This window comes from Cellulomonas sp. McL0606 (assembly GCF_058248365.1).
Genome location: NZ_CM177779.1, coordinates 1,471,507 through 1,497,678, shown reverse-complemented (window position 1 = coordinate 1,497,678; position 26,172 = coordinate 1,471,507). Strand labels below are relative to the sequence as shown.

The 26,172-nt window shown below is 72.4% G+C and carries 17 protein-coding genes and 6 pseudogenes; 2 read left to right on the top strand and 21 right to left on the bottom strand.

The features are described from left to right. Positions 1-304: 304 nt before the first annotated feature. The 12 genes and pseudogenes from ftsY to AC38ZX_RS07550 form a co-directional block, all read right to left on the bottom strand. A complete protein-coding gene (gene ftsY / locus AC38ZX_RS07605; RefSeq protein ID WP_491296888.1) occupies positions 305-1,165 on the bottom strand; it encodes a signal recognition particle-docking protein FtsY in 861 nt (286 codons plus the stop codon). A 59-nt stretch (positions 1,166-1,224) separates the two neighbouring features. Next, complete coding sequence (locus tag AC38ZX_RS07600) at positions 1,225-1,494, bottom strand: hypothetical protein (protein ID WP_491296887.1); 270 nt, start codon at positions 1,492-1,494, stop codon at positions 1,225-1,227. Positions 1,495-1,531: 37 nt separating this feature from the next. After that, on the bottom strand, positions 1,532-1,849 hold the full coding sequence (locus AC38ZX_RS07595) for a hypothetical protein (protein WP_426595215.1): 318 nt from the start codon (positions 1,847-1,849) through the stop codon (positions 1,532-1,534). Between the two features lie 74 nt (positions 1,850-1,923). Continuing rightward, positions 1,924-5,492: pseudogene (gene smc / locus AC38ZX_RS07590) on the bottom strand (chromosome segregation protein SMC). Positions 5,493-5,544: 52 nt separating this feature from the next. Then, positions 5,545-5,985 (bottom strand): nucleoside-diphosphate kinase, encoded by a 441-nt coding sequence (gene ndk, locus AC38ZX_RS07585; RefSeq protein ID WP_426595213.1) that lies wholly within the window; start codon positions 5,983-5,985, stop codon positions 5,545-5,547. Between the two features lie 37 nt (positions 5,986-6,022). After that, positions 6,023-6,394, bottom strand: coding sequence for a DUF4233 domain-containing protein (locus AC38ZX_RS07580; protein ID WP_491296886.1), 372 nt, complete (start codon positions 6,392-6,394; stop codon positions 6,023-6,025). A 111-nt stretch (positions 6,395-6,505) separates the two neighbouring features. Then, positions 6,506-7,207 (bottom strand): dihydroxyacetone kinase phosphoryl donor subunit DhaM, encoded by a 702-nt coding sequence (gene dhaM / locus AC38ZX_RS07575; protein WP_426595211.1) that lies wholly within the window; start codon positions 7,205-7,207, stop codon positions 6,506-6,508. After that, positions 7,204-7,835, bottom strand: a pseudogene (gene dhaL, locus AC38ZX_RS07570) (dihydroxyacetone kinase subunit DhaL). The gene dhaM and the pseudogene dhaL overlap by 4 nt, the downstream one beginning before the upstream one ends. A 69-nt stretch (positions 7,836-7,904) precedes the next feature. Then, positions 7,905-8,901 (bottom strand): annotated as a pseudogene (gene dhaK / locus AC38ZX_RS07565) (dihydroxyacetone kinase subunit DhaK). A gap of 158 nt (positions 8,902-9,059) precedes the next feature. Then, positions 9,060-10,451 (bottom strand): bifunctional folylpolyglutamate synthase/dihydrofolate synthase, encoded by a 1,392-nt coding sequence (locus AC38ZX_RS07560; RefSeq protein ID WP_426595209.1) that lies wholly within the window; start codon positions 10,449-10,451, stop codon positions 9,060-9,062. Next, a pseudogene (ileS, locus tag AC38ZX_RS07555) lies at positions 10,448-13,641 on the bottom strand (isoleucine--tRNA ligase). The gene AC38ZX_RS07560 and the pseudogene ileS overlap by 4 nt, the downstream one beginning before the upstream one ends. A 266-nt stretch (positions 13,642-13,907) precedes the next feature. Further along, positions 13,908-14,393 carry a phosphoribosyltransferase gene (locus AC38ZX_RS07550; RefSeq protein WP_426595207.1) on the bottom strand — a complete coding sequence of 162 codons (486 nt, stop codon included), beginning with the start codon at positions 14,391-14,393 and terminating at the stop codon, positions 13,908-13,910. Positions 14,394-14,447: 54 nt separating this feature from the next. Here AC38ZX_RS07550 and AC38ZX_RS07545 point away from each other — a divergent pair, with 54 nt between their 5' ends. Both AC38ZX_RS07545 and AC38ZX_RS07540 read left to right on the top strand, forming a co-directional pair. Continuing rightward, the gene (locus tag AC38ZX_RS07545) at positions 14,448-15,104 is read left to right on the top strand and encodes an HAD hydrolase-like protein (protein ID WP_491296885.1); all 657 of its coding nucleotides are present in this window, start codon (positions 14,448-14,450) and stop codon (positions 15,102-15,104) included. Between the two features lie 52 nt (positions 15,105-15,156). Next, positions 15,157-15,911, top strand: a pseudogene (locus AC38ZX_RS07540) (MerR family transcriptional regulator). A gap of 98 nt (positions 15,912-16,009) precedes the next feature. Here AC38ZX_RS07540 and AC38ZX_RS07535 read toward each other — a convergent pair. From AC38ZX_RS07535 to AC38ZX_RS07495, 9 genes and pseudogenes are all read right to left on the bottom strand, one after another. Next, positions 16,010-17,818 carry an ABC transporter ATP-binding protein gene (locus AC38ZX_RS07535; RefSeq protein WP_426595204.1) on the bottom strand — a complete coding sequence of 603 codons (1,809 nt, stop codon included), beginning with the start codon at positions 17,816-17,818 and terminating at the stop codon, positions 16,010-16,012. Further along, positions 17,815-19,638 (bottom strand): ABC transporter ATP-binding protein, encoded by a 1,824-nt coding sequence (locus AC38ZX_RS07530; protein WP_491296884.1) that lies wholly within the window; start codon positions 19,636-19,638, stop codon positions 17,815-17,817. The genes AC38ZX_RS07535 and AC38ZX_RS07530 overlap by 4 nt, the downstream gene beginning before the upstream one ends. A 167-nt stretch (positions 19,639-19,805) precedes the next feature. Then, positions 19,806-20,423 (bottom strand): Kelch repeat-containing protein, encoded by a 618-nt coding sequence (locus tag AC38ZX_RS07525; RefSeq protein WP_491296883.1) that lies wholly within the window; start codon positions 20,421-20,423, stop codon positions 19,806-19,808. Beyond that, positions 20,410-20,901 (bottom strand): Kelch repeat-containing protein, encoded by a 492-nt coding sequence (locus tag AC38ZX_RS07520; protein ID WP_491296882.1) that lies wholly within the window; start codon positions 20,899-20,901, stop codon positions 20,410-20,412. Before AC38ZX_RS07520 ends, AC38ZX_RS07525 begins: the two co-directional genes overlap by 14 nt. A 266-nt stretch (positions 20,902-21,167) precedes the next feature. Further along, positions 21,168-21,932: an SDR family oxidoreductase gene (locus AC38ZX_RS07515; RefSeq protein WP_426595201.1), complete on the bottom strand. Its 765-nt coding sequence runs from the start codon at positions 21,930-21,932 to the stop codon at positions 21,168-21,170. Positions 21,933-21,966: 34 nt separating this feature from the next. After that, positions 21,967-23,283, bottom strand: a complete 1,317-nt coding sequence (locus AC38ZX_RS07510; protein ID WP_491296881.1) for an aspartate aminotransferase family protein — start codon at positions 23,281-23,283, stop codon at positions 21,967-21,969. A gap of 92 nt (positions 23,284-23,375) precedes the next feature. Continuing rightward, positions 23,376-24,497: an ABC transporter substrate-binding protein gene (locus tag AC38ZX_RS07505; protein WP_491296880.1), complete on the bottom strand. Its 1,122-nt coding sequence runs from the start codon at positions 24,495-24,497 to the stop codon at positions 23,376-23,378. A 120-nt stretch (positions 24,498-24,617) separates the two neighbouring features. Next, entirely contained in the window at positions 24,618-25,343 is a 726-nt protein-coding gene (locus tag AC38ZX_RS07500; RefSeq protein ID WP_491296879.1) for an ABC transporter permease, read from the bottom strand. A 55-nt stretch (positions 25,344-25,398) separates the two neighbouring features. Continuing rightward, positions 25,399-26,119: pseudogene (locus AC38ZX_RS07495) on the bottom strand (ABC transporter ATP-binding protein). Between the last annotated feature and the right edge of the window lie 53 nt (positions 26,120-26,172).

Genomic DNA, 26,172 nt, shown 5'->3' with positions numbered 1-26,172 from the left:
CTCCGCCGACCTGGCGGCCGGACGGGACAACAGTCGGGGAGGCCCGTTTCCTTCGTTCACCGGGGACGTTACGGCCGTGTGACAAGCGCCCATCTCGCGTAAACGTTCGATTTCGTGGTGAGCGGTCGTCCAGGAGCCCCGGGCGCCTCCGGGGGCGCGTCGCACCAGGTCAGGGCGCCTTCCGGTCGCGTGACGGACTCAGTGACCGGTCGCCGTGCACCTGTCATGGTGCGTCACCCGGCAGCCCTGACCGCAGCGCAGAGTTCCCCACAATGGCGTCGCCGGGCTCGGGTCGACGTGACGGTCAGCCCTCGAGCAGCCCGTCCACGAACGACGCCGCGTCGAACGGGGCCAGGTCGTCGGGGCCCTCGCCCAGGCCGACGAGCTTGACCGGGACGCCCAGCTCGCGCTGGACCGCGACCACGATCCCGCCCTTCGCCGTGCCGTCGAGCTTGGTCAGCACGATGCCCGTGACGCCTGCGACCTCGCTGAAGACGCGGGCCTGGTTCAGACCGTTCTGACCGGTCGTCGCATCGAGCACGAGGAGCACCTCGGACAGCGGGGCCTCGCGCGTGATGACGCGCGTGATCTTGCCCAGCTCGTCCATCAGCCCCGCCTTGTTCTGCAGGCGGCCGGCCGTGTCGACCAGCACGACGTCGACACCCTGCGCCTTGCCCGTGCGCACGGAGTCGAACGCCACGGCCGCCGGGTCCGCACCGTCGCGGTCCGAGCGGACGGTCTGCACGCCGACCCGCGAGCCCCAGGTCTGCAGCTGGTCGGCGGCGGCGGCGCGGAAGGTGTCCGCGGCCCCCAGGACGACGGTCTGCCCCTCGGCGACCAGGACGCGAGCGAGCTTGCCGACGGTGGTCGTCTTGCCGGTCCCGTTGACGCCGACGACCAGGACGACGGCCGGCACGGCGGAGCCGTCGTCCGCGGCGGTCGGCGACGTGTTGATCGACCGGTCGAGCGAGGGGTCGACGAGCGCGATGAGCTGCTCACGCAGGAGGGCGCGCACCGCCGCGGGGTCCTTGACGCCGTCCACGCGGACCCGTGTGCGGAGCGCCTCGATCAGGTCACCGCTGGGCCCGGCCCCCACGTCGGCGAGCAGCAGCGTCTCCTCGAGCTCGTCCCAGTCGTCCTCGGTGAGGTGGTCGCGCGAGAGCACCGCCAGCAGCCGTGAGCCCAGCGGGGAGCCGGACCGGGCGAGCCGCGAGCGCAGCCGGGTCAGCCGTCCCGCGACCGGCTCGGGGACCTCCAGGACGGGTGCCTGTGCGGCTTCGTCGGAAAGAGCTCCTCGGGCGCCTCGACCGGCTCGGCGGGCGGAGCGAGGTCGACCGACGGAGCGAGGTCGACCGACGGCGCGACGACCGGTGCCACCGGCTCCTCGTCGCCCAGGTCGGGCCGACGTCGACGCACCAGTGCCGTCGCGAGCACGACGAGCAGGGCGATCGGGATGCCGGCGGCGAGAAGGATCTCGATGCTGTCGTTGGTCACCGGGACAGTCTGTACGGCCGCGGCGTCCCGAAGCGAGTCAGCGGCGCCGGCCGGGCAGAACGCCGACGGCCTTGGCCCGTGCGTCGTGCAGGGTGGCCGCGAGGTCGTCCACGTGCAGGTACGGGTCGCCCTCCTCCACGGTGACGCTCAAGAACTCGGCCAGCGAGACGTCCACCGGCTCGGCCGTCGCCGCAGCGCCGACCGCGGCATCGGGGTGGTCACGCCCGGTCAGACCGGCGCGCAGCGCGGTCAGCGGCGACTCACGGCGGTCGCGACGCGTGCTCACGACGCTGGCCACGAGCAGCACACCACCCGCGGCGAGCAGGGCGACGAAGATCGCAACGAGGATCGGCATGTCACCCAGTCTCCGGGTGCGGCCTCGCCGAGGCAGCCTCGAACCCCCCGCGTCGGCAGAACCGCACACAACCTTCACACGCCGGCTGCGACGTCCTCGCGCATCCGCTGGCTGATGACCGTGGTCACGCCGTCCCCGCGCATCGTCACGCCGTAGAGCGCGTCGGCGATCTCCATGGTCCGCTTCTGGTGCGTCACGACGATCAGCTGGGAGTCCTCCTGCAGCTCGCGGAAGATCTCCAGCAGGCGGCCCAGGTTGGCGTCGTCGAGGGCCGCCTCGACCTCGTCCATCACGTAGAACGGGCTGGGTCGCGCCTTGAAGATGGCGACGAGGAGCGCCACGGCCGTCAGCGACCGCTCCCCACCCGAGAGCAGGGACAGTCGCTTGACCTTCTTGCCGGCGGGCCGAGCCTCGACCTCGATGCCCGTGGTGAGCATGTTGTCCGGGTCGGTGAGCACGAGGCGTCCCTCGCCGCCGGGAAAGAGCCGCGGGAAGACGACGTCGAACGCGGCCGCGGTGTCGCGGTAGGCGTCCGCGAAGACCTGCTCCACGCGCTCGTCGATCTCCTTGACGATCTCCAGGAGGTCGGCTCGCGACTTCTTCAGGTCAGCCAGCTGTTCGACCAGGAACTGGTGGCGCTCCTCGAGCGCCGCGAACTCCTCGAGCGCGAGCGGGTTGACGCGGCCGAGCAACGACAGCGCGCGCTCGGCGGCCCGCAGCCTCTTCTCCTGCTGCTCGCGGACGTACGGCACGGCGGTCGGTTCGTCGGAGTCCGGGTCCGGAGCCGGGACGACCGGCACGTCCTGGTGCGGGCCGTACTCCTCGATCAGCACGGCAGGGTCCAGGCCGAGGTCGTCCACGGCCCTGGCCTGCAGGGCCTCGATGCGCAGTCGCTGCTGGGTGCGCGCCATCTCGTCGCGGTGGGCGACGTCGGTGAGCTGGCCAGCTCGCCGGCCCGCACGTCGACCTCGGCGCGCGCCGCGGACACGGCCCGGTCCCGGTCACCGCGGGCGGTCTCGGCGGCGTCGCGCTCGGCCGAGGCACGCCGCAACGACTCGTCGAGAACCTGCAGGGCGCGCTGAGCGCCGTCCCGGACGGCCTCGGCCACACCGGCCTGGCGCGCGCGCGACCGTTCCCGCTCCGCGGCGCGCTCGCGGGCGACCCGTTCGGTCTGCGCGGCCCGTTCCAGCGACTCGGCCCGACCGGACAGGGCACGCGCACGCTCCTCACCGGTCCGCAGGGTCAGGCGCGCCTCCGTCTCGCGGGCGCGGGCGCCGGACGCCAGCTCGGCCAGACGGTCGCGACGAGCACTGCCCTCGACGATCGCGGCCTCGCTCTCGGCCGGCTCGACCTCGGCGGCGGCGAGCCGTTCGGTCAGCTCCGTCAGCTCCGCGGAGTCCGCCTCGAGCGTCGTCGAGGCGCCGTCGAGGGACGTCTGCATCCGCGCAGCCTCGGCGTTCGCGGCGCGGGCGGCCGAACCGAGGTGGCCCAGCTGCTCGGCGACGGCGGCGAGGGCCGCGTCGGACTCGTTGAGCCGGTCCAGCGTCGCCTCGTGGGCCGCCCGTGCGGCGGCGAGCGCCTCCGTCGCGCTGCCCAGCTCGAACCGCACCCGCTCGCCCGCGGCGGTCGCCTCCGCCGCGCCCGTCCGGGCCGCCTCGAGCGCCGCCTGCAGGTGCAGCGCGCTGGGCGCGGTCGCGGAACCCCCGGACGCGCGGTGCTGGGACAGCACGTCACCGGACCGGGTGGCGACGACCAGGTCGGGGCGGGCGCCGACGATGGCCCGGGCCGCCGCCAGGTCGTCGACCACCACGACGTGCGCGAGCAGGGTCTCGACGGCCGCGCGCACGCGCGCCGGGGCGCGGACCAGGTCGACGGCGCGGTCGGCGCCGGCCGGCACGTCGCTGACCGGCGCGACGGCAGGTTCGTCGGCGGCGCTGACCAGCAGCGTCGCCCGACCTGCGTCCTCGGTGCGCAGGTAGCGGATGGCGTCGACCGCGGCGTCCACGGAGTCGACCGCGACCGCGTCGGCGAGCGAGCCGAGGGCGGCGACGATGGCCTCCTCGTCCTTGGGGTCCACCGCCAGCAGCGCGGCGACCGAACCGACCAGGCCCGGCTGACCGTCCGCGGCGAGGAGCGCACCCACACCGTCCTTGCGGGTCAGGCTGAGCTCGAGGGTCTCGGCGCGCGACTCCAGGGCGGTCCGCTCACGGTCGGCGGCGCTCAGCTGCTCCTGCAGGGCGGCGAGCCGTTCGGTGGCCCCCTCGAGGGCCTCGACGGCGGCCTCGTGCTCGGCGTCCAGACCCTCCTCGCCCTCCTCGACGCCGGCGACCTGCGACTCGAGCACCGCGAACTGGGTCGTGGCCTCCTGGCCGCGCGCCTCGGCCGCCGCGAGCGACTCGCGCAGGCGACCGATCTCCGCCTGCGTGGCCTCGACGCGGCTGCGCCGGGCGGCGACCTGCCCGGCGAGCCGCGCGACGCCCTCGCGACGATCGGCCGCGCCACGCAGGGCCGTCGCGACCTCCTTCTCCGCACCGGTCGCCTCGGCCTCGGCCTGCTGGCGCGCCGTCACGGCCGCCTCCAGGCCCGCGCGGGCGATCTCCACCTCGCTGGCCAGCTCCGCCTCGGCGGACCGCACCCGCTCGGCCTGGGCGGCCAGGTCGTCGGGGTCGGCGCCTCCGGAGCGCTCCGGGCCGGCGCTGCCGAGCAGGCGGACCCGGTCGGCCGCCAGCGACGCGGTGCCGCGCAGCCGCTCCCGCAGCGAGGACAGCCGGTACCAGACCTCGCTGGCCTCGCTGAGCGCCGGGGCCGCCTCGGCGGCCTCCCGCTCGAGCGTCGCGAGCCGGGCACGGACCTCGGCGAGAGCGGCCTCGACCTCCTCGCGCCGGACCCGCAGCGCGCTCTCGTCGGCGATCTCCTGCTCGAGCGTGGACGTCAGCTGGGCGAGGTCGTCGGCGAGCAGGCGGGCCCGGGCGTCGCGCAGGTCCGCCTGGACGGTCTGTGCCTTGCGCGCGACCTCCGCCTGCCGACCGAGCGGGCCGAGCTGTCGTCGGATCTCGCCCGTCAGGTCGCCCAGCCGCGTGAGGTTGGCCTGCATGGCCTCGAGCTTGCGGAGCGCCTTCTCCTTGCGCTTGCGGTGCTTGAGGACGCCCGCGGCCTCCTCGATGAAGCCGCGCCGCTCCTCGGGCGTCGCGCGGAGCACGGCATCCAGCTGTCCCTGGCCGACGATCACGTGCATCTCGCGGCCGAGGCCCGAGTCGGACAGCAGGTCCTGGATGTCCAGCAGGCGGCAGCCCTGGCCGTTGATCGCGTACTCGGAACCGCCGTTTCGGAACAGGGTGCGCGAGATCGTGACCTCGGAGTACTCGATCGGCAGGGCGCCGTCGGCGTTGTCGATGGTCAGCGACACCTCGGCGCGGCCGAGCGGCGGCCGCCCGGTCGTGCCGGCGAAGATGACGTCCTCCATCTTGCCGCCGCGCAGCGACTTGGCACCCTGCTCCCCCATCACCCAGGCCAGCGCGTCGACCACGTTGGACTTGCCCGAGCCGTTGGGCCCGACCACGCAGGTGACGCCCGGCTCGAAGTTCAGGGTCGTCGCCGAGGCGAACGACTTGAACCCCCGCAGGGTGAGGGTCTTGAGGTGCACGCCCAGAGCCTAGACGGAGCGACCTGCCCGACCGCGCAAGGAAGTGCTTGTGTCAACGGCCGAGGGTCGGGAACCACAGGGCGATCTCGCGGTCCGCGGACTCGGACGAGTCGGAGCCGTGCACCAGGTTCTGGATGACCTTGAGGCCCCAGTCGCGTCCGAGGTCGCCACGGATGGTGCCGGGCGCCGCGACCGTGGGGTCGGTGGCGCCGGCCAGCGACCGGAAGCCCTCGATCGCGCGGTGGCCCTCGACGACGACGGCGAGCACGGGGCCCGAGCGCATGAAGTCGACCAGCGGGGTCAGGAACGGCTTGCCGGCGTGCTCGGCGTAGTGCTCGGCGAGCAGCTCCTCGGTGGGCTCCCGAAGCTCGACGGCCGCCAGCGCGTAGCCCTTGGCCTCGATGCGCCGCAGGATCTCGCCCGTCAGCCCGCGCCGGACGCCGTCCGGCTTGACGAGGACGAGGGTGCGCTGCGTGGTCGGTGCGTCAGTCATGGCCGTCACCCTAACGGGGCCCGCTGTCGAGGTGACGTCAGGGGCCGACAGCGCCGGGGTGAGCGGCGTCATACTCCGCACGCTCGCGGTCGATGCGGCCGCCGAGGCTCAGCGCGACCCACCACAGCACCACGAACAGGCCGCCGATGACGAACATCATGGGCACCCAGATCCCGCCGACGAGCACGAGGACCTGCCCCACCCAGCCCGCGGCATAGCCGCCCGGACGCGAGACGAAGCCCGACAGAAGGATCAGGATCGCCGACAGGCCGAGGCCGACCAGCCACACCGTCGCCGTCGGGGCGAGCCGCAGGCCGTACGCCACGAGCGTCGCGAAGAACACGAGGACCGCCTCGAGCACGAGGATCGTCTGCGTGAACTGGGGCTTCGCGGGGCGCTTGCGGCGCACGGCGGAGCCGCTGCCTGCGGTGGAGCTCGTTGCGCCCAGATTACCGGCGAGCGGGCGCGTCCAGCTCCGCCAGCGGCTCGCGGTGCGGGCTCGGGATCTCCGAGGGGCGGGTCAGACCTCGCCGAAGCCGCCCTCGACCGCCTCGACGAGGGCCGCGACCGCGTCGGCCGCCTGGGGACCCTCGGCCTCGACGCGCAGCTCGTGGCCCTCGGTCGCGCCGAGCTTCATCAGCGCCAGCACGCTCGCCCCGTTCGCGCCGTCCACCTGCACCTTCGCGTCGTACCCGGCGAGCATGCGTGCGAGCACCGCCGCCGGCCGCGCGTGCAGACCGAGCGGGTTCCGGACCGTCACCGTCGCGCGGACCACCCCGTCCTGGGCGACGGGAGCCTCGGCGGCCGGGGCGGCCGGGGACGCGAACATCCCACCGGCGGCCTCTGCGGAGGCGAGCACCGCGCTCAGGTCGGCTCCACCGTGCGCCGTCACCGCAGCCGCGACCGCACCCTCGACGAACGGGGCATCGGCCAGCCGCACCCGCGCCGCGACGTCGGCGTCGGCGAGCTCGAGCACCGACTCCGTGGTGAGCACCGCGGAGCCGAGGTCCGTGAGCACGACCGCCGAGCCGCCGTTCGCGGTCGCCGTCCCGAGCGCAGCCTCGATGGCGTCGAAGCTGGTCCCGATCCCGCCGTCGTCCATCCCGCCCGCGGCGATCAGGAGCACGCCCGGAGCCATCTGGCCGGCCAGCTCGGCGGCGCCCTCCGCGAGCGCGCGGGAGTGCGAGACGAGCACGAGCGCGACCCGTGCGTCCCCGCTCACCCCGCGGCCTGGGCTGCGGCCCGCAGGATGAGCTCTGTCGAACGCGCCCCCGGGTCCATGTGGTGCTGCGAGCGCTCGCCCAGATGCTCGCACGGCCCTTCGTCGCGATGAGCTCGATGGTCGACTCTGCGCCCGTGGTGGCGGCCTGGGCGGCCGCCTCGAGGACGGCGGCCGGCGTGGCGCCTCCGTCGGCCGCCGCGACGGCGGCCTCGACCGCCGGCGACCAGGCGTCGACCATCGTCTTCTCACCGGTGTGCGCCTTGCCGCGCGCGACGATGCCCTCGAGCGCCCCTTCGAGCAGGGCGACCACACCGTGGCTGTCCAGCTCGGGGACCCCGGTGGCCTTCGCGGCGCGCAGGTAGGCGGTGCCGTAGAGCGGACCGGCGGCACCGCCGACCGTGGACATGAGCGTCGTGGCGACGAGCTTGAGCACCTCGCCGATGTCCGCCGGCTGCTCTGCGAGCGCGTCGAGCTTGGCGGTGACGGCGGTGAAGCCACGGAACAGGTTCTCGCCGTGGTCCCCGTCTCCGATCTGCCGGTCGAGCTCGATCAGCTCGGACCGGTGCTCGGTGACGGTCTGCGCTGAGAGGCGCACCCACTCGATCGCCCACGCGACGTCCAACGTCATACCCACGCTCCCATCGACAGTTCCCGAGGCTGAACTCCCTGCATCCCGCCCGTGCTCACGGGCGCCTGCTCACCAACGCAGCGCCGTCGTGTGCACCGGGGCGTCCCAGAGGGCCGTGCAGCTCGTCGTCCAGACGGAGCACGGTCACCGAAGCACCCTGCATCTCCAGCGAGGTCACGTAGTTGCCGACGAGCGAGCGGGCCACGACGACCCCCTGCTCCTCCAGCAACGCGCGAGCCCGACGATAGACGACGTAGAGCTCCGAGGCAGGCGTGCCGCCCATGCCGTTGACGAACAGGAGAACACTCTCGCCGGACGTCAGGGCCAGATCCTCGACCACCGGCGTCAGCAGCATCTCCGTGATCTCGTCGGCGCTCGCCAGCGGGATGCGCCGCCGACCGGGCTCCCCGTGGATGCCGATGCCGATCTCGATCTCGTCGTCGGGCAGGTCGAAGCTCGGCTTTCCCGCGTGAGGGACGGTGCAGGCCGTCAGGGCGACGCCCATCGAGCGCACGTTCGCGATGACCTTCTCCGCGACCGCGGTGACCGCGTCCAGGTCGTCACCGCGCTCTGCCGCCGCGCCCGCGATCTTCTCGACCGCCACCGTGCCCGCGACACCGCGCCGACCCGCCGTCCACAGCGAGTCCTCGACCGCCACGTCGTCGTTCACGATCACAGTGCGGACCGTGACGCCCTCGGCGTCGGCCAGCTCGGCCGCCGTCTCGAAGTTGAGCACGTCGCCGGTGTAGTTCTTGACGATCGCCAGCACCCCTGCGCCCCCGTCCGACGCGTGCAGCGCCGGTGCGATCTGGTCGGGCGTCGGCGACGTGAAGACGGCGCCCGGTACGGCCGCGTCCAGCATCCCGACACCCACGAAGCCCCCGTGCAGCGGTTCGTGCCCGCTCCCACCACCGCTGACCAGCCCGACCTTGCCGGCCACTGCCCCGCCCGCCCGCGTGACGAACCACGGGTCGCTCTGCACGGAGATCACGTCGGCATGTGCCGCCGCGAATCCTTCGAGCGACTCGGCCACGACGGTCTGCGGGTCGTTGATGAGCTTCTTCACTGCAGCCATCCCTTCCTTCGGGCGCCCGCCGTGGGCCCCGCGCACTTCGCGTCAGCGACCGCTTTGTCCCGACATGTTCACCCTGAGGTCGTCCGTTCGGGGTCGTCAAGGCGAGAACGTGCGCCACGTGTGCACGTTCGTGCAGAAGAGCCGTGCGGTCAGCGGCGACCCAGGAGCATCCGGGCCTCCGCGACGAGCAGGATCGACCCCGTCACCAGGACGCCCGCGCCACGCTCGGCCTCGCTCTCCGCCCGGGTCACAGCCAGATCGAGGGCGTCGTTGAGGCGCTCGGCCACGTGTACGCGGTCCTCACCGAAGATGTCGATCGCCACCTCGGCGAGGTCCTCGACGTCGAGCGAGCGGGCGTTCGACGCACGGGTGACCACCACCTCGGCGAGCAACGGCTCCAGCAGCGAGAGCATGCCCTCGGGATCCTTGTCGGCCATCACGCCGACGACACCGACGAGCCGCTGGAACTCGAACGCCTCCTCGATCGCCGGTACGAGCGCCTCGACGCCGGCGGGGTTGTGGGCACCGTCGACGATGATGGTCGGGCTGGAGCGCACGACCTCCAGACGACCGGGCGAGTCGACGTCCGCGAACGCCACCTCGACGATGCCTGGGTCCAGGGCGCGGCCGCCGGTCAGCAGGGCCTCCGTCGCCGTGAGCGCCAGCAGCGCGTTGTGCGCCTGGAACTCGCCGTGCAGAGGCAGGAAGATCTCGGTGTAGGTGCCGCCGAGACCCTGCAGGGCGATGAGCTGGCCGCCGACGGCCACCTGTCGGTCCACGACCTGGATGTCCACACCCTCGCGCACGACCCGTGCCCCGCGCTCCGCCGCCGCCGCGAGCACGACGCCCTCCACGTCCTCCTGCTGCGTGGCGAGCACCAGCGTGGCGCCGTCCTTGATGATGCCCGCCTTGACCGAGGCGATGTCCAGCAGCGTGTCGCCCAGGTAGCGCTCGTGGTCCATGGCGATGGGCGTGATGATCGCGACCTCGCCGTCGGCGACGTTGGTGGAGTCCCACGACCCACCCATGCCGACCTCGATCACCGCGACGTCCACGGGCGCGTCCGCGAACGCCGCGAACGCCATCACCGTGAACACCTCGAAGAACGAGAGCCGCTGCTTGCCCTGCTCGGCGGAGCGCTGGTCGACCAGGTGGATGTAGGGCGCGACGTCCTGCCACACCTCGACGAAGCGCTCGTCGCTGATGGGCTCGCCGTCGATCACGATCCGCTCGTTGACCCGCGACAGGTGCGGGCTGGTGAACCGCCCGGTCCGCAGGCCGTGCTCGCGGACCAGCCGCTCGACCATGCGCGCGGTGGAGGTCTTGCCGTTGGTGCCGGTCAGGTGCACCACGCGGTAGGCCTTCTGCGGGTCGCCCAGCAGCTCCATGACGGCGAGGGTTCGATCGAACGACGGGTCGATCTCGTGCTCGGGCGCGCGGCTGAGGATGGCCTGGTAGACCTCGTCGGCCGCCTCGCGCGCCTCCCGCTCGGCCTGCCGACGCACGTGCGCCGCGCCCCCCGACTCCGTTCCACCGCTCATGCCTCGTACCCTCCACCTTCGACGGCTGCCACGGTGACCCGCAGCTCGGGCGCCGCGTCGTTGACCTCGACGGAGACGGCGAGCGTCTCCCGGGCGATCGTGTCGCGATGCGTCTCGACCGCGGCCAGGTGCTCGGCGGGAACGTCGAGCGCGAGCACGATCCGGTCGCTGACCTGCAGGCCGGCCGCCTTGCGGGCGTCCTGGACTGCGCGCACCACGTCGCGGGCGTAGCCCTCAGCACGCAGCGCGTCGTCGAGCGTGAGGTCGAGCACGACGAAGCCCCCGCCCGGCAGCACGGCGGCCGCGCCACCCTGGGAGCCGACGACCGTCGTCAGCTCGTACTCGCTCGGCTCGAGGGCGACGCCGCCGGCGACGACGGTCTCCCCGTCGACGAGCCAGTCGCCGGCGCGAGCCGCCTGGATGACCGCCTGGACGCCCCGGCCCAGGCGCGGACCGGCCGCACGGGCGTTGACCGCCAGTCGCTGCGTGATCCCGAACCGCTCCGCCGTCCCCTCGTCGGCGGTGACCAGGTCGACGGCCTTGACGTTCAGCTCGGCCGCGAGCAGGTCCGCGTAGGGCGCGAGCGCGGACGCGTCGCCGACCGCCACCGTGAGCGTGCGCAGCGGCTGGCGGACGCGGACACCCGCTGCCTTGCGCAGCCCGAGCGCTGTCGACGTGACGGCCCGGACCTCGTCCATCGCCACGACGAGGGCCTCGTCGGACGCCCCGGCCGGCGGCCAGTCGGTCAGGTGCACGCTGCGCCCGCCCGTGAGCCCGCGCCAGACCTCCTCCGAGACCAGCGGCGCCAGCGGCGCCATGACGCGGGTGAGCACCTCGAGCGACGTCCAGAGCGTGTCGAACGCGTCGGCGTCCTCGGCCCAGAACCGGTCCCGCTGGGTGCGCACGTACCAGTTGGTCAGCACGTCGAGGTGCTCGCGCACCGACTCGCACGCGGCCGCGATGTCGTAGGCGTCCATCTGCGCCGTGACGGTGGCGACCAGGTCGTTCGTGCGCGAGAGCACGTAGCGGTCCATGGGCGCGAGCCCCGCGGCGCGGTCGCCGTCCACCGCCTGGGCCGTGTAGCCCGCGGCGCCCGCGTAGAGCGTGAAGAAGTAGTACGTGCTCCACAGCGGAAGCAGCACCTGACGCACGCCGTCGCGGATGCCCTCCTCACCGACGATCAGGTTCCCGCCGCGCAGGATCGAGCTCGACATCAGGAACCAGCGCACCGCGTCCGAGCCGTAGACGTCCCACATCTCGACCGGGTCCGGGAAGTTGCGCAGGCTCTTGGACGCCTTGCGCCCGTCGTCGCCCAGCACGATGCCATGGCACATGACGTTGCGGAACGCCGGCCGGTCGAAGATCGCCGTGGCCAGCACGTGCAGCGTGTAGAACCAGCCGCGCGTCTGGCCGATGTACTCGACGATGAAGTCGCCCGGGTAGTGGTGCTCGAACCACTCCTGGTTCTCGAACGGGTAGTGCACCTGCGCGAACGGCATGGCGCCGGAGTCGAACCACACGTCCAGCACGTCCGGGATGCGACGCATGGTCGACGCGCCGGTCGGGTCGTCGGGGTTGGGACGGGTCAGCTCGTCGATGAACGGCCGGTGCAGGTCCGGCTCGCCCGCCTCGTTCGTCGGCACCCGGCCGAAGTCCGCCTCCAGCTCGGCCAGCGAGCCGTAGACGTCTATCCGCGGGTACGTCACGTCGTCGGAGACCCACACCGGGATAGGCGTGCCCCAGTACCGGTTGCGGCTGATCGACCAGTCGCGCGCGCCCGCAAGCCACTTGCCGAACTGGCCGTCCTTGATGTGTTCCGGCGTCCAGGAGATCTCCTGGTTGAGCTCGACCATGCGGTCGCGGAACTGGGTGACGCCCACGAACCAGCTGGAGACCGCCTTGTAGATCAGCGGGTTCCGGCAGCGCCAGCAGTGCGGGTAGGAGTGCTCGTAGGTCTCGTGGCGCACCAGCACCGACCGACGGTCCTGGGGGGTCCGAGCGAGCGGTCCGGTGCCGGCCTTGAGGTCCGCGATGATCGGCTTGTTGGCCTCGAACACCTGCAGGCCCTCGTAGTCGCCGACGCCGGCGGTGAACCGCCCCTTGGCGTCGACGGCGACCATGGTCGGGATGCCGGCCGCGTCGCAGACGGCCATGTCGTCCTCGCCGAAGGCCGGCGCGAGGTGCACGATGCCCGAGCCGTCCTCGGTGGTGACGAACTCGCCGAGCAGGACCTGGTGAGCGTTCTCGTGGCCCACGAAGTAGTCGAACGGCGGGGTGTACCGGCGTCCGGCCAGGTCGCGGCCCTTGACCGTCGCGACGACCGTGGCCTCGCCCAGCTCCTTGGCGTACGCGCCCAGGCGCGCTGCGGCGAGGATCACGCTCACCCGCGAGCGCGGAGTCCGGACCGGGCTCGACGGTCACATAGTCGACGTCCGGCCCGACGGCGATCGCGAGGTTGCTCGGCAGCGTCCACGGCGTCGTCGTCCAGATGAGCGCGAGCTCGCCCGTCTCGAGCCGCAGCCCGACCGTGAGCGCGGGATCCTGGCGGGACTGGTAGACGTCGTCGTCCATGCGCAGCTCGTGGTTGGACAGCGGGGTCTCGTCGCGCCAGCAGTACGGCAGGACGCGGTAGCCCTCGTAGGCGAGCCCCTTGTCGTAGAGACGCTGGAACGCCCAGATCACCGACTCCATGAACGTGGTGTCGAGAGTCTTGTAGTCGTGGTCGAAGTCGACCCAGCGTGCCTGGCGCGTGACGTACTCGCGCCACTCCCCGGTGTACCGCAGGACCGACTCGCGGCAGGCCTGGTTGAACGCGGCGAGGCCCATCTCCTCGATCTGCGAGGTGTCCGTGATGCCGAGCAGCCGCTGCGCCTCGAGGCTCGGCGGGCAGCCCGTGCGTGTCCCAGCCGAACCGGCGTTCGACGTGGCGCCCGCGCATGGTCTGGTACCGCGGCACGACGTCCTTGGCATACCCCGTGAGCAGGTGGCCGTAGTGCGGCAGGCCGTTGGCGAAGGGCGGTCCGTCGTAGAAGACGAACTCGTTGGCGCCCTGCTCGCCCGCCGGACGCGCGTCGATCGACGCCTGGAACGTGCCGTCGGTGTCCCAGTAGGCCAGGACGTCCCTCTCGAGGGACGGGAGGTCCGGCGACGCAGGAACGGGTGTGGACGGACGATGCAGCGGGTAGGCCACCTGCGGATCTCCTGTGGTCGGCACCCGGTCGGGTGCGTCGCTCTCGGCTGCGAGGACGATCGGACCCGGACCGGCCGGGCTCTACCGCGGTACCACCTCGCTTGCCGGCTCCCCGGGCGGGTCGTCGACCACTTCGTGAGGGCTGTGACGGGCCTACCCGTCCGGTTCTACTGGGGCACTGTCTCGGCCCGCGGGCCGTGCCTGTTCTTCCGGAGGCTCGCCGGTGATGGCCGGGTCGATGCCTGTGCGCGTCAGGATATCCGGTTTCAGCCCGCGGAGCGCACCACGGGCGGCTCGGCCGACCAGGGGAAGACGATCCAGCGGTCCGTGCGCCGCCACACGTAGTCGGGCTCGACGATCGAGCGTGGCTTCGAGTACAGCACCGCCGTCCGCGCCTCCTCGCAGTGCAGAGCCATGATCTTCTGCACCAGGGCCAGCGTCTCGCCGGTGTCGGCCACGTCGTCGACCACCAGTGCCCTGAGGCCGGACATGGCGTCGGTGTCGAGCAGTGGCGGCAGGACGACCGGGTCCGGCAGGCGTTCGTCGACGCCCGTGTAGAACTCGACGTTCAGCGTGCCGACGGCCTTGGTGCCCAGCGCATAGGCGATCGCGCCACCCGGCGGCAGTCCACCGCGGGCCACGGCGATGACGATGTCCGGCTCGAACCCGTCGTCGACCACCGCCTGCGCCAGCTCCCGTGCTGCCGTGCCGAACAGGTCCCAGGTGAGCACCTCACGTGCCGGATCCGTCATGCAGCCACCCTAGGTCGCCCACGTTGCCGGCGAGTTGCGTGCACACTCGTGGCCGTGGCCTGCCCACTCGTCCTGCTCGATCTCGACGGCACCCTGATGGACTCCGCACCCGGGATCACCGCCTCGGCCGCCTACGCGTACCGCGCCCTGGACCTTCCCGTCCCGGACGCGGCCGTCCTCCGCTCGTTCGTGGGGCCGCCGATCACCGGGAGCTTCGTGGCGCACGGCGTCCCTGCCGCCCGCGTCGGCGAGGCTGTGCGCGCGTACCGGGAGGAGTTCGTCACGCGCATGATCAGCGAGAACGCCGTGTTCGGCGGGATCGACGACGTGCTTGACGATCTTCGCGCCGGGGGCGTCCGGCTGGTCGTGGCGACCTCCAAGCCGACGGTCTTCGCGGGGCCGATCTGCGACGCGTTCGGCCTGTCGGACCGGGTCGACGCGATCTTCGGCGCTCCGCCCGACGACACGCCGTCGACCAAGGCAGACGTCGTCGCCGCCGCGCTCGCCGCGTTCCCGGCCGCATCGCCCCTGCTCATGGTCGGCGACCGTGAGCACGACGTGCGCGGCGCCCGCGCCTGCGGCGTCGACACCATCGGCGTCACCTGGGGCTACGCGGCCGACGGCGAGCTGCGCGACGCGGGTGCGGTCGAGCTCGTCGACGACGTCCGCGACCTGACGGGTGTGGTCCTGCGCCGGCTCGGCAGGCTCTGACCCGTCGGCAGCAGTTGACCTTGACGTTGCGTCAACTCCTACGGTGGTGCGCATGGAGGCATCGATCCAGCAGGTGGCGCGGCTCACCGGTACCACGAGCCGCACGCTGCGGCACTACGACGCTCTCGGGCTGCTCTCGCCGAGCCGCATCGGCGACAACGGCTACCGCAGGTACGACGAGGACTCGCTGGTCCGGCTGCAGCGGATCCTGCTGCTGCGCGGGCTCGGCCTCGGCCTGCAGCAGATCCGGCGGGTCCTCGACCAGGAGCAGGACGAGACCACCGCGCTGCATCGCCATCTCGCGTGGCTGCGCAGCGAGCAGGACCGGCTGGCGCGGCAGGTCGCGTCGGTCGAGAGGACCATCACCGCACGACAGGACGGAGGGCCGATCGTGGCCGAGGACATGTTCGACGGGTTCGACCACACCGCCTACCGGGAGGAGGTCGAGCAACGCTGGGGGCCCGCGGCGTACACGTCCTCCGACGCCTGGTGGCGCGGCATGGGCGAGGCCGAGCGCGCGGCGTGGCAGGCGCGCAGCGCGGGCTGATCACCCTGTGGGCTACGGCCGCGGAAGCCGGAGGCGATCCCGGCTCCGACGACGCGCAGGAGCTCGCCGCTCGTCATGTCGCCTGGCTGGGGAGCATCCCCGGGACGCCCGGGCACGGCGGCGCGCCGGTCGCCGAGTATGTCCGCGGCCTGGCGGAGATGTACGTCGCCGACGAGCGGTTCGCCGCGACCTACGGCGGCCCGCGGGGCGCCGCGTTCGTCCGGGACGCCCTTCACGAGTACGCGGCGCGGCACCTCTGACCGAGTGGTTCTGACTGCCGGCCGGTTCGTCCCACACGTCACGGTGCACCGGCCCGTTCGCTCCCCTCGGGGAACGGACGGGCCGGTGTCGCCGGCGCTCAGGACGTGCGCTGCAAGGACCGCTGCCAGTCGGCGTACAGCTCGGCGAACCTGCCGCCGGCCGCGACCAGGCCCTGCGGCGTGCCGTCCTCGACCACCCGACCGGCGTCGACCACGAGCACCCGGTCCGCTCCCATGACCGTCGAGAGGCGGTGCGCGATCACCACCGACGTCCGATCGGCCAGCAGCGTGGCCAGCCCTTCTTGGACGAGGGCCTCCCCCGGCACGTCGAGCGAGCTGGTCGCCTCGTCGAGGATCAGGAGCGCCGGGTCGGCCAGGAACGCGCGTGCGAACGAGACGAGCTGACGCTGGCCCGCGGACAGGCGCACGCCGCGCTTGTCCACCTCCGTGTCGTAGCCGTCGGGCATCGCACGGATGAGGTCGTGCACGCCGACCGCCCGCGCTGCGGCCTCGATCTCGTCGCGGGCCGCGCCCGGCTTGCCCAGCGCGATGTTCGCCCCGATCGACCCGGAGAACAGGTACGCCTCCTGCGTCACCATGACGACCGCTCGACGCAGGTCGACCGGGTCGATCTGCCGCAGGTCCAGACCATCCAGCTGCACGGACCCGGACCGCACGTCGTAGAACCGGGCCAGCAGCTTGGCGACGGTCGACTTCCCCGCTCCGGTCTCCCCGACGAGCGCCACCGACTGGCCGGCCGGCAGGTGCAGGTCGACCCGCGGCAGCACGGTCGGCCCCGAGCCGTACCCGAACTCGACCCCGTCGAACCGCACGTCGCCACGCGGTCGCGGGAGACGGACCGGGTGGGCGGGCTCGGGCACGGTGGGTTCTTCGGCGAGCAGGTCGGCCAGCTTCTCGAGTGCCGCAGTGGCCGACTGGAACGAGTTGTAGAACATCCCGATCTGCGACAGCGGCGAGAAGAACCGGCGGGCGTAGAGCACGGACGCGACGAGCACGCCCACCGCCAGCTGTCCGTCGATGGCGCGCAGTCCACCTACCAGCAGGACGGCGGAGACCGTGACGTTGCCGATGAGCGTGAGCCCGGTGTCGAAGACGCCGTTCAGCCGGATCGCCTCGGCGGTCGTCCCCCGGTAGTCCTCCGCGAGCTCGCCGTAGACGGCTTCGACGTCGTGCTCGCGGCGGAACGCCTGGACGGCCCGGATCCCGGTCATGGTCTCGACGAACCGCACGATCAGCCGGGCCACCGCGGTCCGGTTCTTGCGGTACTGCACCTGCGAGCGCACCTGGAACCACCGGGTGAGCACGATCCCGGGGATCACGGCGATCAGGAGCACAAGGCCGCTGCGGACGTCGAGCAGGACCAGCGAGACCGCTGTCAGGACCATGGCCAGCACGCCGGTCGCGAGCGTGGTCACACCCCCGTCGAGCAGCTCGCGCAGCGACTCGACGTCGGAGGTCTGCCGGGAGATGATCCGCCCGGACGTGTACTGCTCGTGGAACTCGAGGCTGAGAAGCTGCGTGTGCCGGAACACCCGCCGCCGCAGGTCGAGCAGCATCGTCTGGCTGACGCGCGCCGACGCCCGCACGGTGGCGGCGGTGAGGACGCCGCCGAGCAGCGCCGCGACGAGATAGGACCCCGACGCGACGACGAGCGGCCACGGGTCGCCGTCCTGCAGGGCCGGCAGCGCTCGGTCGATGCCGTACGCCACCAGCGCCGGGCCGGCCACCGCGGCGAGCTGCGAGCCGACGACGAGCCCGGCCGTCCACCACGCCGCCCCGCGGACGGGACGCAGCAACGACGACAGCAGAGCGAGCGAGCGGCGGCGCAGCCGGCGCGACTCGGTGCGGGTCGGGTCGTCGTCCCGCGACTCGTTGTCGACGGTCATCGCCGCACCTCCTCGAGGGCGTCGTCGGTGTCCCGGGTGGAGAGCGCGGTCAGCACGTAGCGGTAGTGGGGGTGGGTCGCCAGCAGCTCGGCGTGCCGGCCGACGCCGGTGATCCGACCGTCCTCGAGCACGGCCACGCGGTCGGCGAGCGCGACCGTCGAGGGCCGGTGCGCGACCACGAGGGTCGTCGTGCCGGTGAGCATCTGCCGCAAGCGCCCGGTGACCGCGGCCTCCGTGGTGACGTCGAGGGCAGACAGCGGATCGTCCAGCACCAGGACCCGCGGCCGCACGGCGATCGCCCGCGCCAGGGCGATCCGCTGCCGCTGGCCGCCCGACAGGCTCAGGCCCTCCTCGCCGATCACCGTGTCGAGCCCGTCCGGGAGCGCGTAGGCGAAGCCCGCCCGGGCGACGTCCAGGGCCTCGTCGACGAGGGCGTCGGCCTCCGGACCGGTCAGGTCCGTGCCGAGGAGCACGTTCTCGCGCACGGAGGCGGAGAACAGGATCGGGTCCTCGAACGCGACCGAGACCGCGCCGCGCAGGTCGGCGCGCGACAGGTGCCGCACGTCGACGCCGTCGATGCGCACGGACCCGGCTGTCACGTCGTAGAGCCGCGGCACCAGCTGGAGCAGCGTGGTCTTGCCGCTGCCGGTCAGGCCCACGAGGGCCATCGTCTCCCCCGGTTCGAGGCGCAGGTCGACGCCGTCGAGGATCGCCGTGCTCCCGGCCCCGGGGTGCGTGAACCCGACGTCCACCAGCTCGACCACAGAGCCGGCGGGATCGGCGGGCGGCAGGACGACCGGGCGCTCGGGGTCCTGAACGGTCGAGCCCGTCTCCATCACCTGCAGGTACCTGTCCGTGGCCGCTCGCGCGTCGAGCGTCATCGCCAGGAGCATGCCGAGGCGCTCCACCGGGTTGTTGACCACGGCGGCCGTCGCGAAGAAGGCGACCAGAGCGCCGACGCTCAGATGGTCGTGGGCCGACAGGTAGACGCCGATGGCGAGCGACACCGCGAGCACGGCCTCCGGGATCGCGCCGAGGGCGAACGAGACGCGCGAGAGCGTGCGTGCCTTGTGCACCTCCGTGGTCCGGAGCTCGTCGGCCTGCCGGGCGAAGTCGTCCAAGGCGTCCTCACCGCGACCGAACGCCTTCAGGACCCGGATGCCGTGCACCGACTCCTCGACGGTCGTCGCCAGGTCGCCCGCCTGGTCGCGCGCCCGGCGGGCGACCACCTTGTAGTCCTCCCGGAAGCGGAACCCGAGCCAGATCATGGGCACGGCACCCACCAGGTAGACCACACCGAGCACCGGGCTCGTCCAGATCATCAGGGCGACCCCGACGAGCACGGTGGTCGCGCTCACCAGCAGCATCACGAGCCCGAAGACGGTCCAGCGCCGGATGGTCGACAGGTCCGACATGATGCGCGACAGCAGCTGCCCGCCCGGCCACCGGTCGTGGAACTCGACCGGCAGGTCGAGCAGGTGTCGGAACAGGTCGGTCCGCATGTCGCGCTCGACGCCCGTGCCCGGGGTGAGGATCAGAGCCCGTCGGCACCAGACCAGGAAGGCCTCCAGCACGCCGAGGGTGAGGACGACCGAGGCGCCCAGGACCACGCCGCGCGTCGACCCCTGGCCGAGCAACGGGCCGTTGACGATCACCCGGAGCACCTGCGGCACGGCGAGCGCGAGGAGGCTGGCGCCGAGGGCGGTCAGGCCGCCCAGGGCGATGCGCGGAAGGGCCGGTCGGGCCCAGCGCCGCAGCTGGAACAGGACGCGCGTCGTCGACTCGGACTTACGAACGGGGGGCGGTGGAGCATCGGGCACACGCTTACCCTACGTAGCCGGTCGGACATCACCCACCCGAATGCGCGGCATCGGGGTCCGCGTGCGGTGGCGTCCGAACGAGTGAAGGCCCTCGAGGTCGGGCGGTCGCGATGGTCCACCTCGGGTTGGCGCCCGCGCGGTCTGTGACGGGCGACGAGCGGCCCCACTCACGAAGGCAGCAGGTAGCCCGTCGTGCTGCGGTCGTGGGCGCCACCCCAGGCGAAGATCTCCGTCGGAGATGTGGCGATGGTCAGGAAGTCCTCGGTGGACCAGGGGTCGGCCGGCCGGGTGCTCGTCGTGCCGTCCACCGGGTCCAGCAGGACGTCACCGACCGCGACGCGATCTGAGACGACGACGCGGGGCCAGGAGCTTGTGCCGGGCGCCGACGGCAGGTTCGTCCACGTTCCCGTTGCCGGGTCGAAGATGCCGCCGTCCGGGTACTCGCGGCCCCAGTTCCCGACCGCCCCCCCGTCGGCGCCGCCCACGTCGGGGAACACCAGGCGACCGGCCACCGCGACCGGGCCCGACCCGATGACCTCGCTGTCGGGCAGCACGGTCCACCTGGACAATGTCGGGTCGAGCTGCGCCAGCCGGACGATCGACGGCTTCTCGGCCCCCGGGTCGGGGACCAGGTCCTTGGCGGTCAGGATCGCGCGACCGCCGACGACGGTCATCGACCGGTCGTAGCTGGGTCCCAGCGGGTCGTCGGGGATCTCATGCCAGGTGTTGGTCGTGGGGTCGAACCAGGAGTCGGTCGAGCGGGCGTTCTCGTCAGTGCCGGGCACCGAGAGCAGCACGTCGCCGTACGCGACGAGCTCCGCCCGCGCCGCCGGGTGGCATCGGCAGCGAGGTCCACGCGTCCTCGAGAGCGTTGAACGCGAGGAACGCCGGCGGAACCTGGGGCTGGGGCGCGCCCATGAGCACGTAGAGCGTGCTGCCCAGCACAGCGTCGTCCGCCGTCAGGATCGGGGTCGGCGCGTCGGCGATGCGTTGCCAGAGGCCTGTGGCCGGATCGAAGGCGGCCCCGTCGCGCAACGCGGAGCCCAGGGGCAGGACGCAGGACGCGTTCCGAGGGCAGGGCGGACCATCGTCACCGCCGACAACGATGAACCGGTCCACCACCCACGTCACCGACGGGTACTGGCGCGCCGAGAGCGGGCTGTTCGTGACGGTCTGCCAACCCCCGCCGATCGTCTCCGGCGCTGCCCGTTGGCCGCACCCGGTCACGAGCGCGACGAGCGCCAGCCCGACAGCCGATCGCATCGCTCGTCGCATACAGCCGTTCCTCCCCCGTTAGGCTAGCCCGTCTGTGTCGCCACGGCGCCCGTCCTTGCGGGCGACGCCGGGGCGAGCACCGCGTGGGATCGCTGCATTCTGGCCCGGCCGCGTCGAGCAGCGACAGGACCGTTCGGGGCCGGGCCGTCAGGCATCCCACGGCAGCCCACGCGCGCTGGGCTCGGGTCGGTCGTCACAGCCCGTACCGTCACCAGCAGGAAGCCCAGCAGGCCTGTGGAGCGGGGCTGCGTCGTTCAGACTCCCGTGCGGGCCGTCTTGGTGTTGCTCGCCTGCGCGCGGGGACGCACCACGAGCAGGTCGATGTTCACGTGCGGCGGGCGGCTCAACGTCCAGGCGATCGCGTCGGCGATGTCCTCGGCGACCAGCGGCTGGTATCCGTCGTACACGGCCGCCGCTCGCGCCTCGTCGCCGTCGAAGCGCACGAGCGCGAACTCGTCGGTCGCCACGGCGCCCGGCGCGATCTCCAGGACGCGGATCGGCTCGCCGACGATCTCCCAGCGCAGCGTCGTCGCGAGCATCCGTTCGGCCGCCTTGGCGCCCGTGTACCCGGCGCCACCCTCGTACGGGCCGTATGCCGCGGTCGAGGTCACGACGACGACGTCTCCCCCGCCGTCGGCGCGCAGCTGCGGAAGCACGGCCTGCGTCACGCGCAGCGTGCCCAGGACGTTCAGCTCGTACATCCGCCGCCAGTGGTCCAGGTCGGCCTTCTCGACGGAGTCCAGGCCGAACGCTCCGCCGGCGTTGTTGACCAGGGCGTCGAGCGGGCCGTCGGCCGCGACGTACGCCGCGAGTCGTTCCACGTCGGCGCCGTCGGTCACGTCCGCGACGAACGTGTCGGCGCCGGTCTCCTGCGCAAGCGCCGCCAAGCGATCGGCGCGACGGGCCGTCGCGACGACCTGCCAGCCCTCCGCGCGCAACCGACGGACGGTGGCCGCGCCGATGCCGGACGACGCACCCGTGACGAGGGCACGACGGGGTCGGGACGTGCTGGTGCTCATGCGGTGGTGCTCCTCAGGGGTCGTTGCGGTGGGCTCAGGCGACGGAGGCCGCGACCTCGTCGAGCGCTTCCTCGAGCAGCCGCAGGCCGGTGCGGGCCTCGTCGGCGGTGATCACGCAGGGTGGGACGACGTGCACGCGGTTGTCGGCCAGGAACGGCAGCAGCCCGCGCGACAAGGCGGCCGCCTTGACCTTGCCCATCACGGCAGGCTCGACCGGCCGGCGGGTGTCCTTGTCGCGCACCAGCTCGACCGCCCAGAACACCCCCAGACCGCGCACCTCGCCGACCAGCGGGTTCCGCTCCGCGAGCGCCCGCAGGCCGGGCCCGATCACGTCCGTGCCGATGGTCGCCGCGTTCTGCACGATGCCCTCGTCGGCCATCGCGTCGAGGGTTGCGACGATCGACGCCATGGCCAGCGGGTGGCCGGAGTAGGTCAGTCCGCCGGGGAACACGACATCGTCGAAGGTCTTCGCGATCGGGTCGCTGAGGAGGACGCCGCCGGCCGGCACGTAACCCGAGTTCACGCCCTTGGCGAAGGTGATGAGGTCCGGTCGGACGTCGAAACCGTCGAACGCGAACCACTGCCCGGTCCGCCCGAACCCGCACATGACCTCGTCGAGGATGAGCAGGATGCCGTACCGGTCGGCGATGGCCCGCACGCCGGCGAGGTAGCCCGGCGGCGGCACGAGGACGCCGGCCGTACCGGGGATGGTCTCCAGCAGGATCGCAGCGACGCTCGTCGGACCCTCGGCCTGGATCACGCGCTCGAGGTGGTGCAGGGCGCGCTCGGACTCCTGCTCGGGCGTGGTCGCCCAGAACTCCGAGCGGTACAGGAACGGACCGAAGTGGTGCACGTGGGCTCGCGCGTACTCGTTGGGCACCCGCCGCCAGTCGCCCGTCGCGACGACGGCCGACCCGGTGTTGCCGTGGTACGAGCGGTACGCCGAGACGACCTTGTCCCGGCCGGTGTGCAGGCGGGCCATCCGGATCGCGTTCTCGTTGGCGTCGGCGCCACCGTTGGTGAAGAAGACGCTGGAGAACCCGGCGGGCGCGTGGGACAGGATGCGCTCGGCCGCCTTCCCGCGCGTGAGGTTGGCGGTGGCCGGCGCGATCGTCGTCAGGGTTGCCGCCTGCTCGTGGATCGCCGCGATCACGCGCGGGTGCTGGTGGCCGATGTTGACGTTGACCAGCTGGCTCGAGAAGTCGAGGTACCGCCGGCCGTCGTGGTCCCAGACGGTCGAGCCGAGGCCGCCCGCGATCACCAGCGGGTCCAGGTGCGCCTGCGCCGACCAGGAGTGGAACACGTGGTCGCGGTCCAGCCGCAGCGCCGTCGCGCCGTCCTGCGAGGTCATCTCGTCGTGCTCCTTCGTCGTGCCGCGAGCGGTGGCCGGTGGTCTGCGGATCCGGCCACCGCGCGCGGGCTTGGCCTTACTTCCCGCCGGCCTCAAGTGTGACGTCGATCGGCTTGTAGTCCGAACCGGTCACGTCCACCCCCTCGGACTTGAGAGCGGCCAGTGCCTTCTCGACGTACGTGTTCGTGTACGAGTCCTTGCTGGGGTCGGTCGTGATGACGGTGGCGCCCTGGTCGTTCTTGGTGTGCAGGGCGATGTCGACCGTCTGGTCCCAGGCGGCCTTGTCGATCATGCCGATCCCGTCCGGCGACGGCCAGATCAGCTTGTCGATCTCGTTGGTCTGCCAGAGCTGGTGGCTGTTGCCCAGCTTGCGAGCCCTGGGCGACGACGATGTCCCGCGCCTTCTCCGGGTTGTCGCGCGCGTAGATCCACCCCTTGAGGCTCGCCTTGACGAACTTCTCGGTGGTCGCCTGGTAGTCCTTGTCGGAGGCCAGCTTGGCCGAGTTCGCCCAGATGGCGTCCTGCAGCATCGCCGTGCCCTCGTCGTTCCAGTTGATCGTGTTGAAGTCCTCGGGCGTGTAGAGCTTGCCCGTGGCCGGGTCCGTCGACTCGAGCAGCTGCGCGTACTCGTTGTAGGTCATCGCCTGCGCGGCATCGATCTCCCCGCCCAGCAGTGCGTTCATGTCGAACTGCTGCTGCACGAGCGTGACGTCGCTGGCCGGGTCGAGCTTCGCCTTGGTCATGCCGGCGAACAGCTCGAACTCGTTGCCGTAGCCCCAGTTGCCCACCTTCTTGCCGGCCAGGTCCGCGGCCGTGGTGATGTCCTTGCCCTTGAACGAGACCTGCAGCGTGCCCGACTTCTGGAAGATCTGCGCGACGTCGGTGATCTCCGCGCCCTGCTCGCGCGACGCCAGCGCCTTGGGCACCCAGGCGATCGCGTAGTCGACCGAGCCGTCCGCCAGGACCGACTGCGGCACGATGTCGACGCCGCCCTCGACGATCGTCACGTCGAGGCCCTCGTCGCGGTAGTAGCCCTGGTCGAGGGCCGCGTAGTAGCCCGCGAACTGGGCCTGGGTGAACCACTGCAGCTGCAGCTTCACGGGGGTCAGCGGAGCCACGGACATGGCCGGACCGTCGCTGGCGGCGGCCCCGCTGTCGTCGCTGCCGCCGCAGCCGGACAGGGCGAGCGCGGCTGCGGCCCCCAGTGCCGCCATGCTCCACGCAGTTCGTCTGGTTCGTCTCATCGTCATCCCTTTCGTTGGCTGCCTCGGACCGTTGCTGGTTCGGCCGGCCTGGCCTCGGTGACAGGCGGACGGGTGTCGGGGTGCCGGTTCTCAGCCCCCGGTGCGACGAGCCGCCGCGCGCTCGAGCGCGAGGGTCGCCAGGTAGAAGACCAGCCCGAGCGCGATCGCGCCGAGCACGAACGCCCACGCCCGGGCGTAGGCGCTGTTGGACGCGGCCGACGTGATGCGCGAACCGAGCCCGTTCTGCAGGCCGCCGAAGTACTCGGCGACGACTGCCGCGATGACACCGGTCGACGACGCGATGCGCAGACCGGTGAAGAAGTAGGGCAGCGCACCCGGGATCGTGACCGTGCGCGTGATCTGCCGCGGGGTCGCCGCGTATGCCCGCAAGAGGTCGCGGTGCACCGGTTGGACCTGGCGCAGGCCCCGCAGGGTGTTGACGAAGATCGGCGCGAACACCACGACCGCGACGACGAGCCGTCGCGGCGTCGTCGACGTCGTTCCGAACATCGTGTTCAGCGCCGGTGCGAGCGCCACGATCGGCATCACCGATACCGCCGCCGCGGTCGGCGACATGAACGAGTCGACCATCCGGCTCCGGGCGGCGACGATCGCGGCGAGCACCGCGGCGGTCCCGCCGACGACCAGTCCGACCAGCACGTTCAGACCCGTGGCCAGCGCGGCCGACCACACGAGCGGGACGACCTTGCGCAGCTGCTCGACGATCGCGGTCGGGCTCGGCAGCAGGTAGGGCTTCACGCCGGTCACGACGACGAACGCCTGCCAGAGCGCGAGCGCGAGCACCCCGAGGAGCACCGGCGCCAGCCAGCGGACCGCCGAGCGGCGTCGAGGCTTCCGGTGGTCGGGGTGGTCATCGCAGCTCCACGCCTCGGGTCGTTGGCTCCGCCGGGATCGCGCCGGAGCCGTGCAACGCCTCGCGCACCGCGGTCACCGCCGCGAAGAACGACGCGTCCTCGCGCAGACCCTCCGTGCGTTCGTCGGCGATCTGGACGGGGACGACGGCCGTGATCCGCCCGGGCCGCGGAGACATCACCACGACCCGCTGGGAGAGGAACACCGCCTCGGGGATCGAGTGCGTGACGAAGACGACCGCCGCGCTGCTCTCCTTGCAGATGCGCACGAGCTCGGTCTGCATGCGCTCGCGCGTCATCTCGTCCAACGCGCCGAAGGGCTCGTCCATGAGCAGCAGGCGCGGCCGCTCGGCGAGCGAACGGGCGATCGCGACGCGCTGCTGCATGCCACCGGAGAAGCTGGTGCGGGAAGTGCCCGGCGAAGTCCGCCAGTCCGACGAGTGCGAGCAGGTCGGCCGCCCGTGCCGCGCGTTCGCGCTTGCCGACCCCGTGCAGCTCGAGCGGCAGCTCGACGTTCCCGGTGACGTCCCGCCACGGCAGCAGACCCGCCTGCTGGAACGCGATGCCGTAGTCCTGCGCCTCGCGGGCCACGCGCGCCGACCTGCCGAACACGCTGAGCTCTCCGGTCGACGGCTGGTCGAGGTCGCCGATGAGCCGCAGCAGCGTCGACTTGCCGCAGCCCGACGGGCCGATCAGGGAGACGAACTCGCCGGCGGCCACCGTCAGGTCGATGCTCTCGAGCGCGGTCACGGCACCGGCGCGGGACGCGAAGG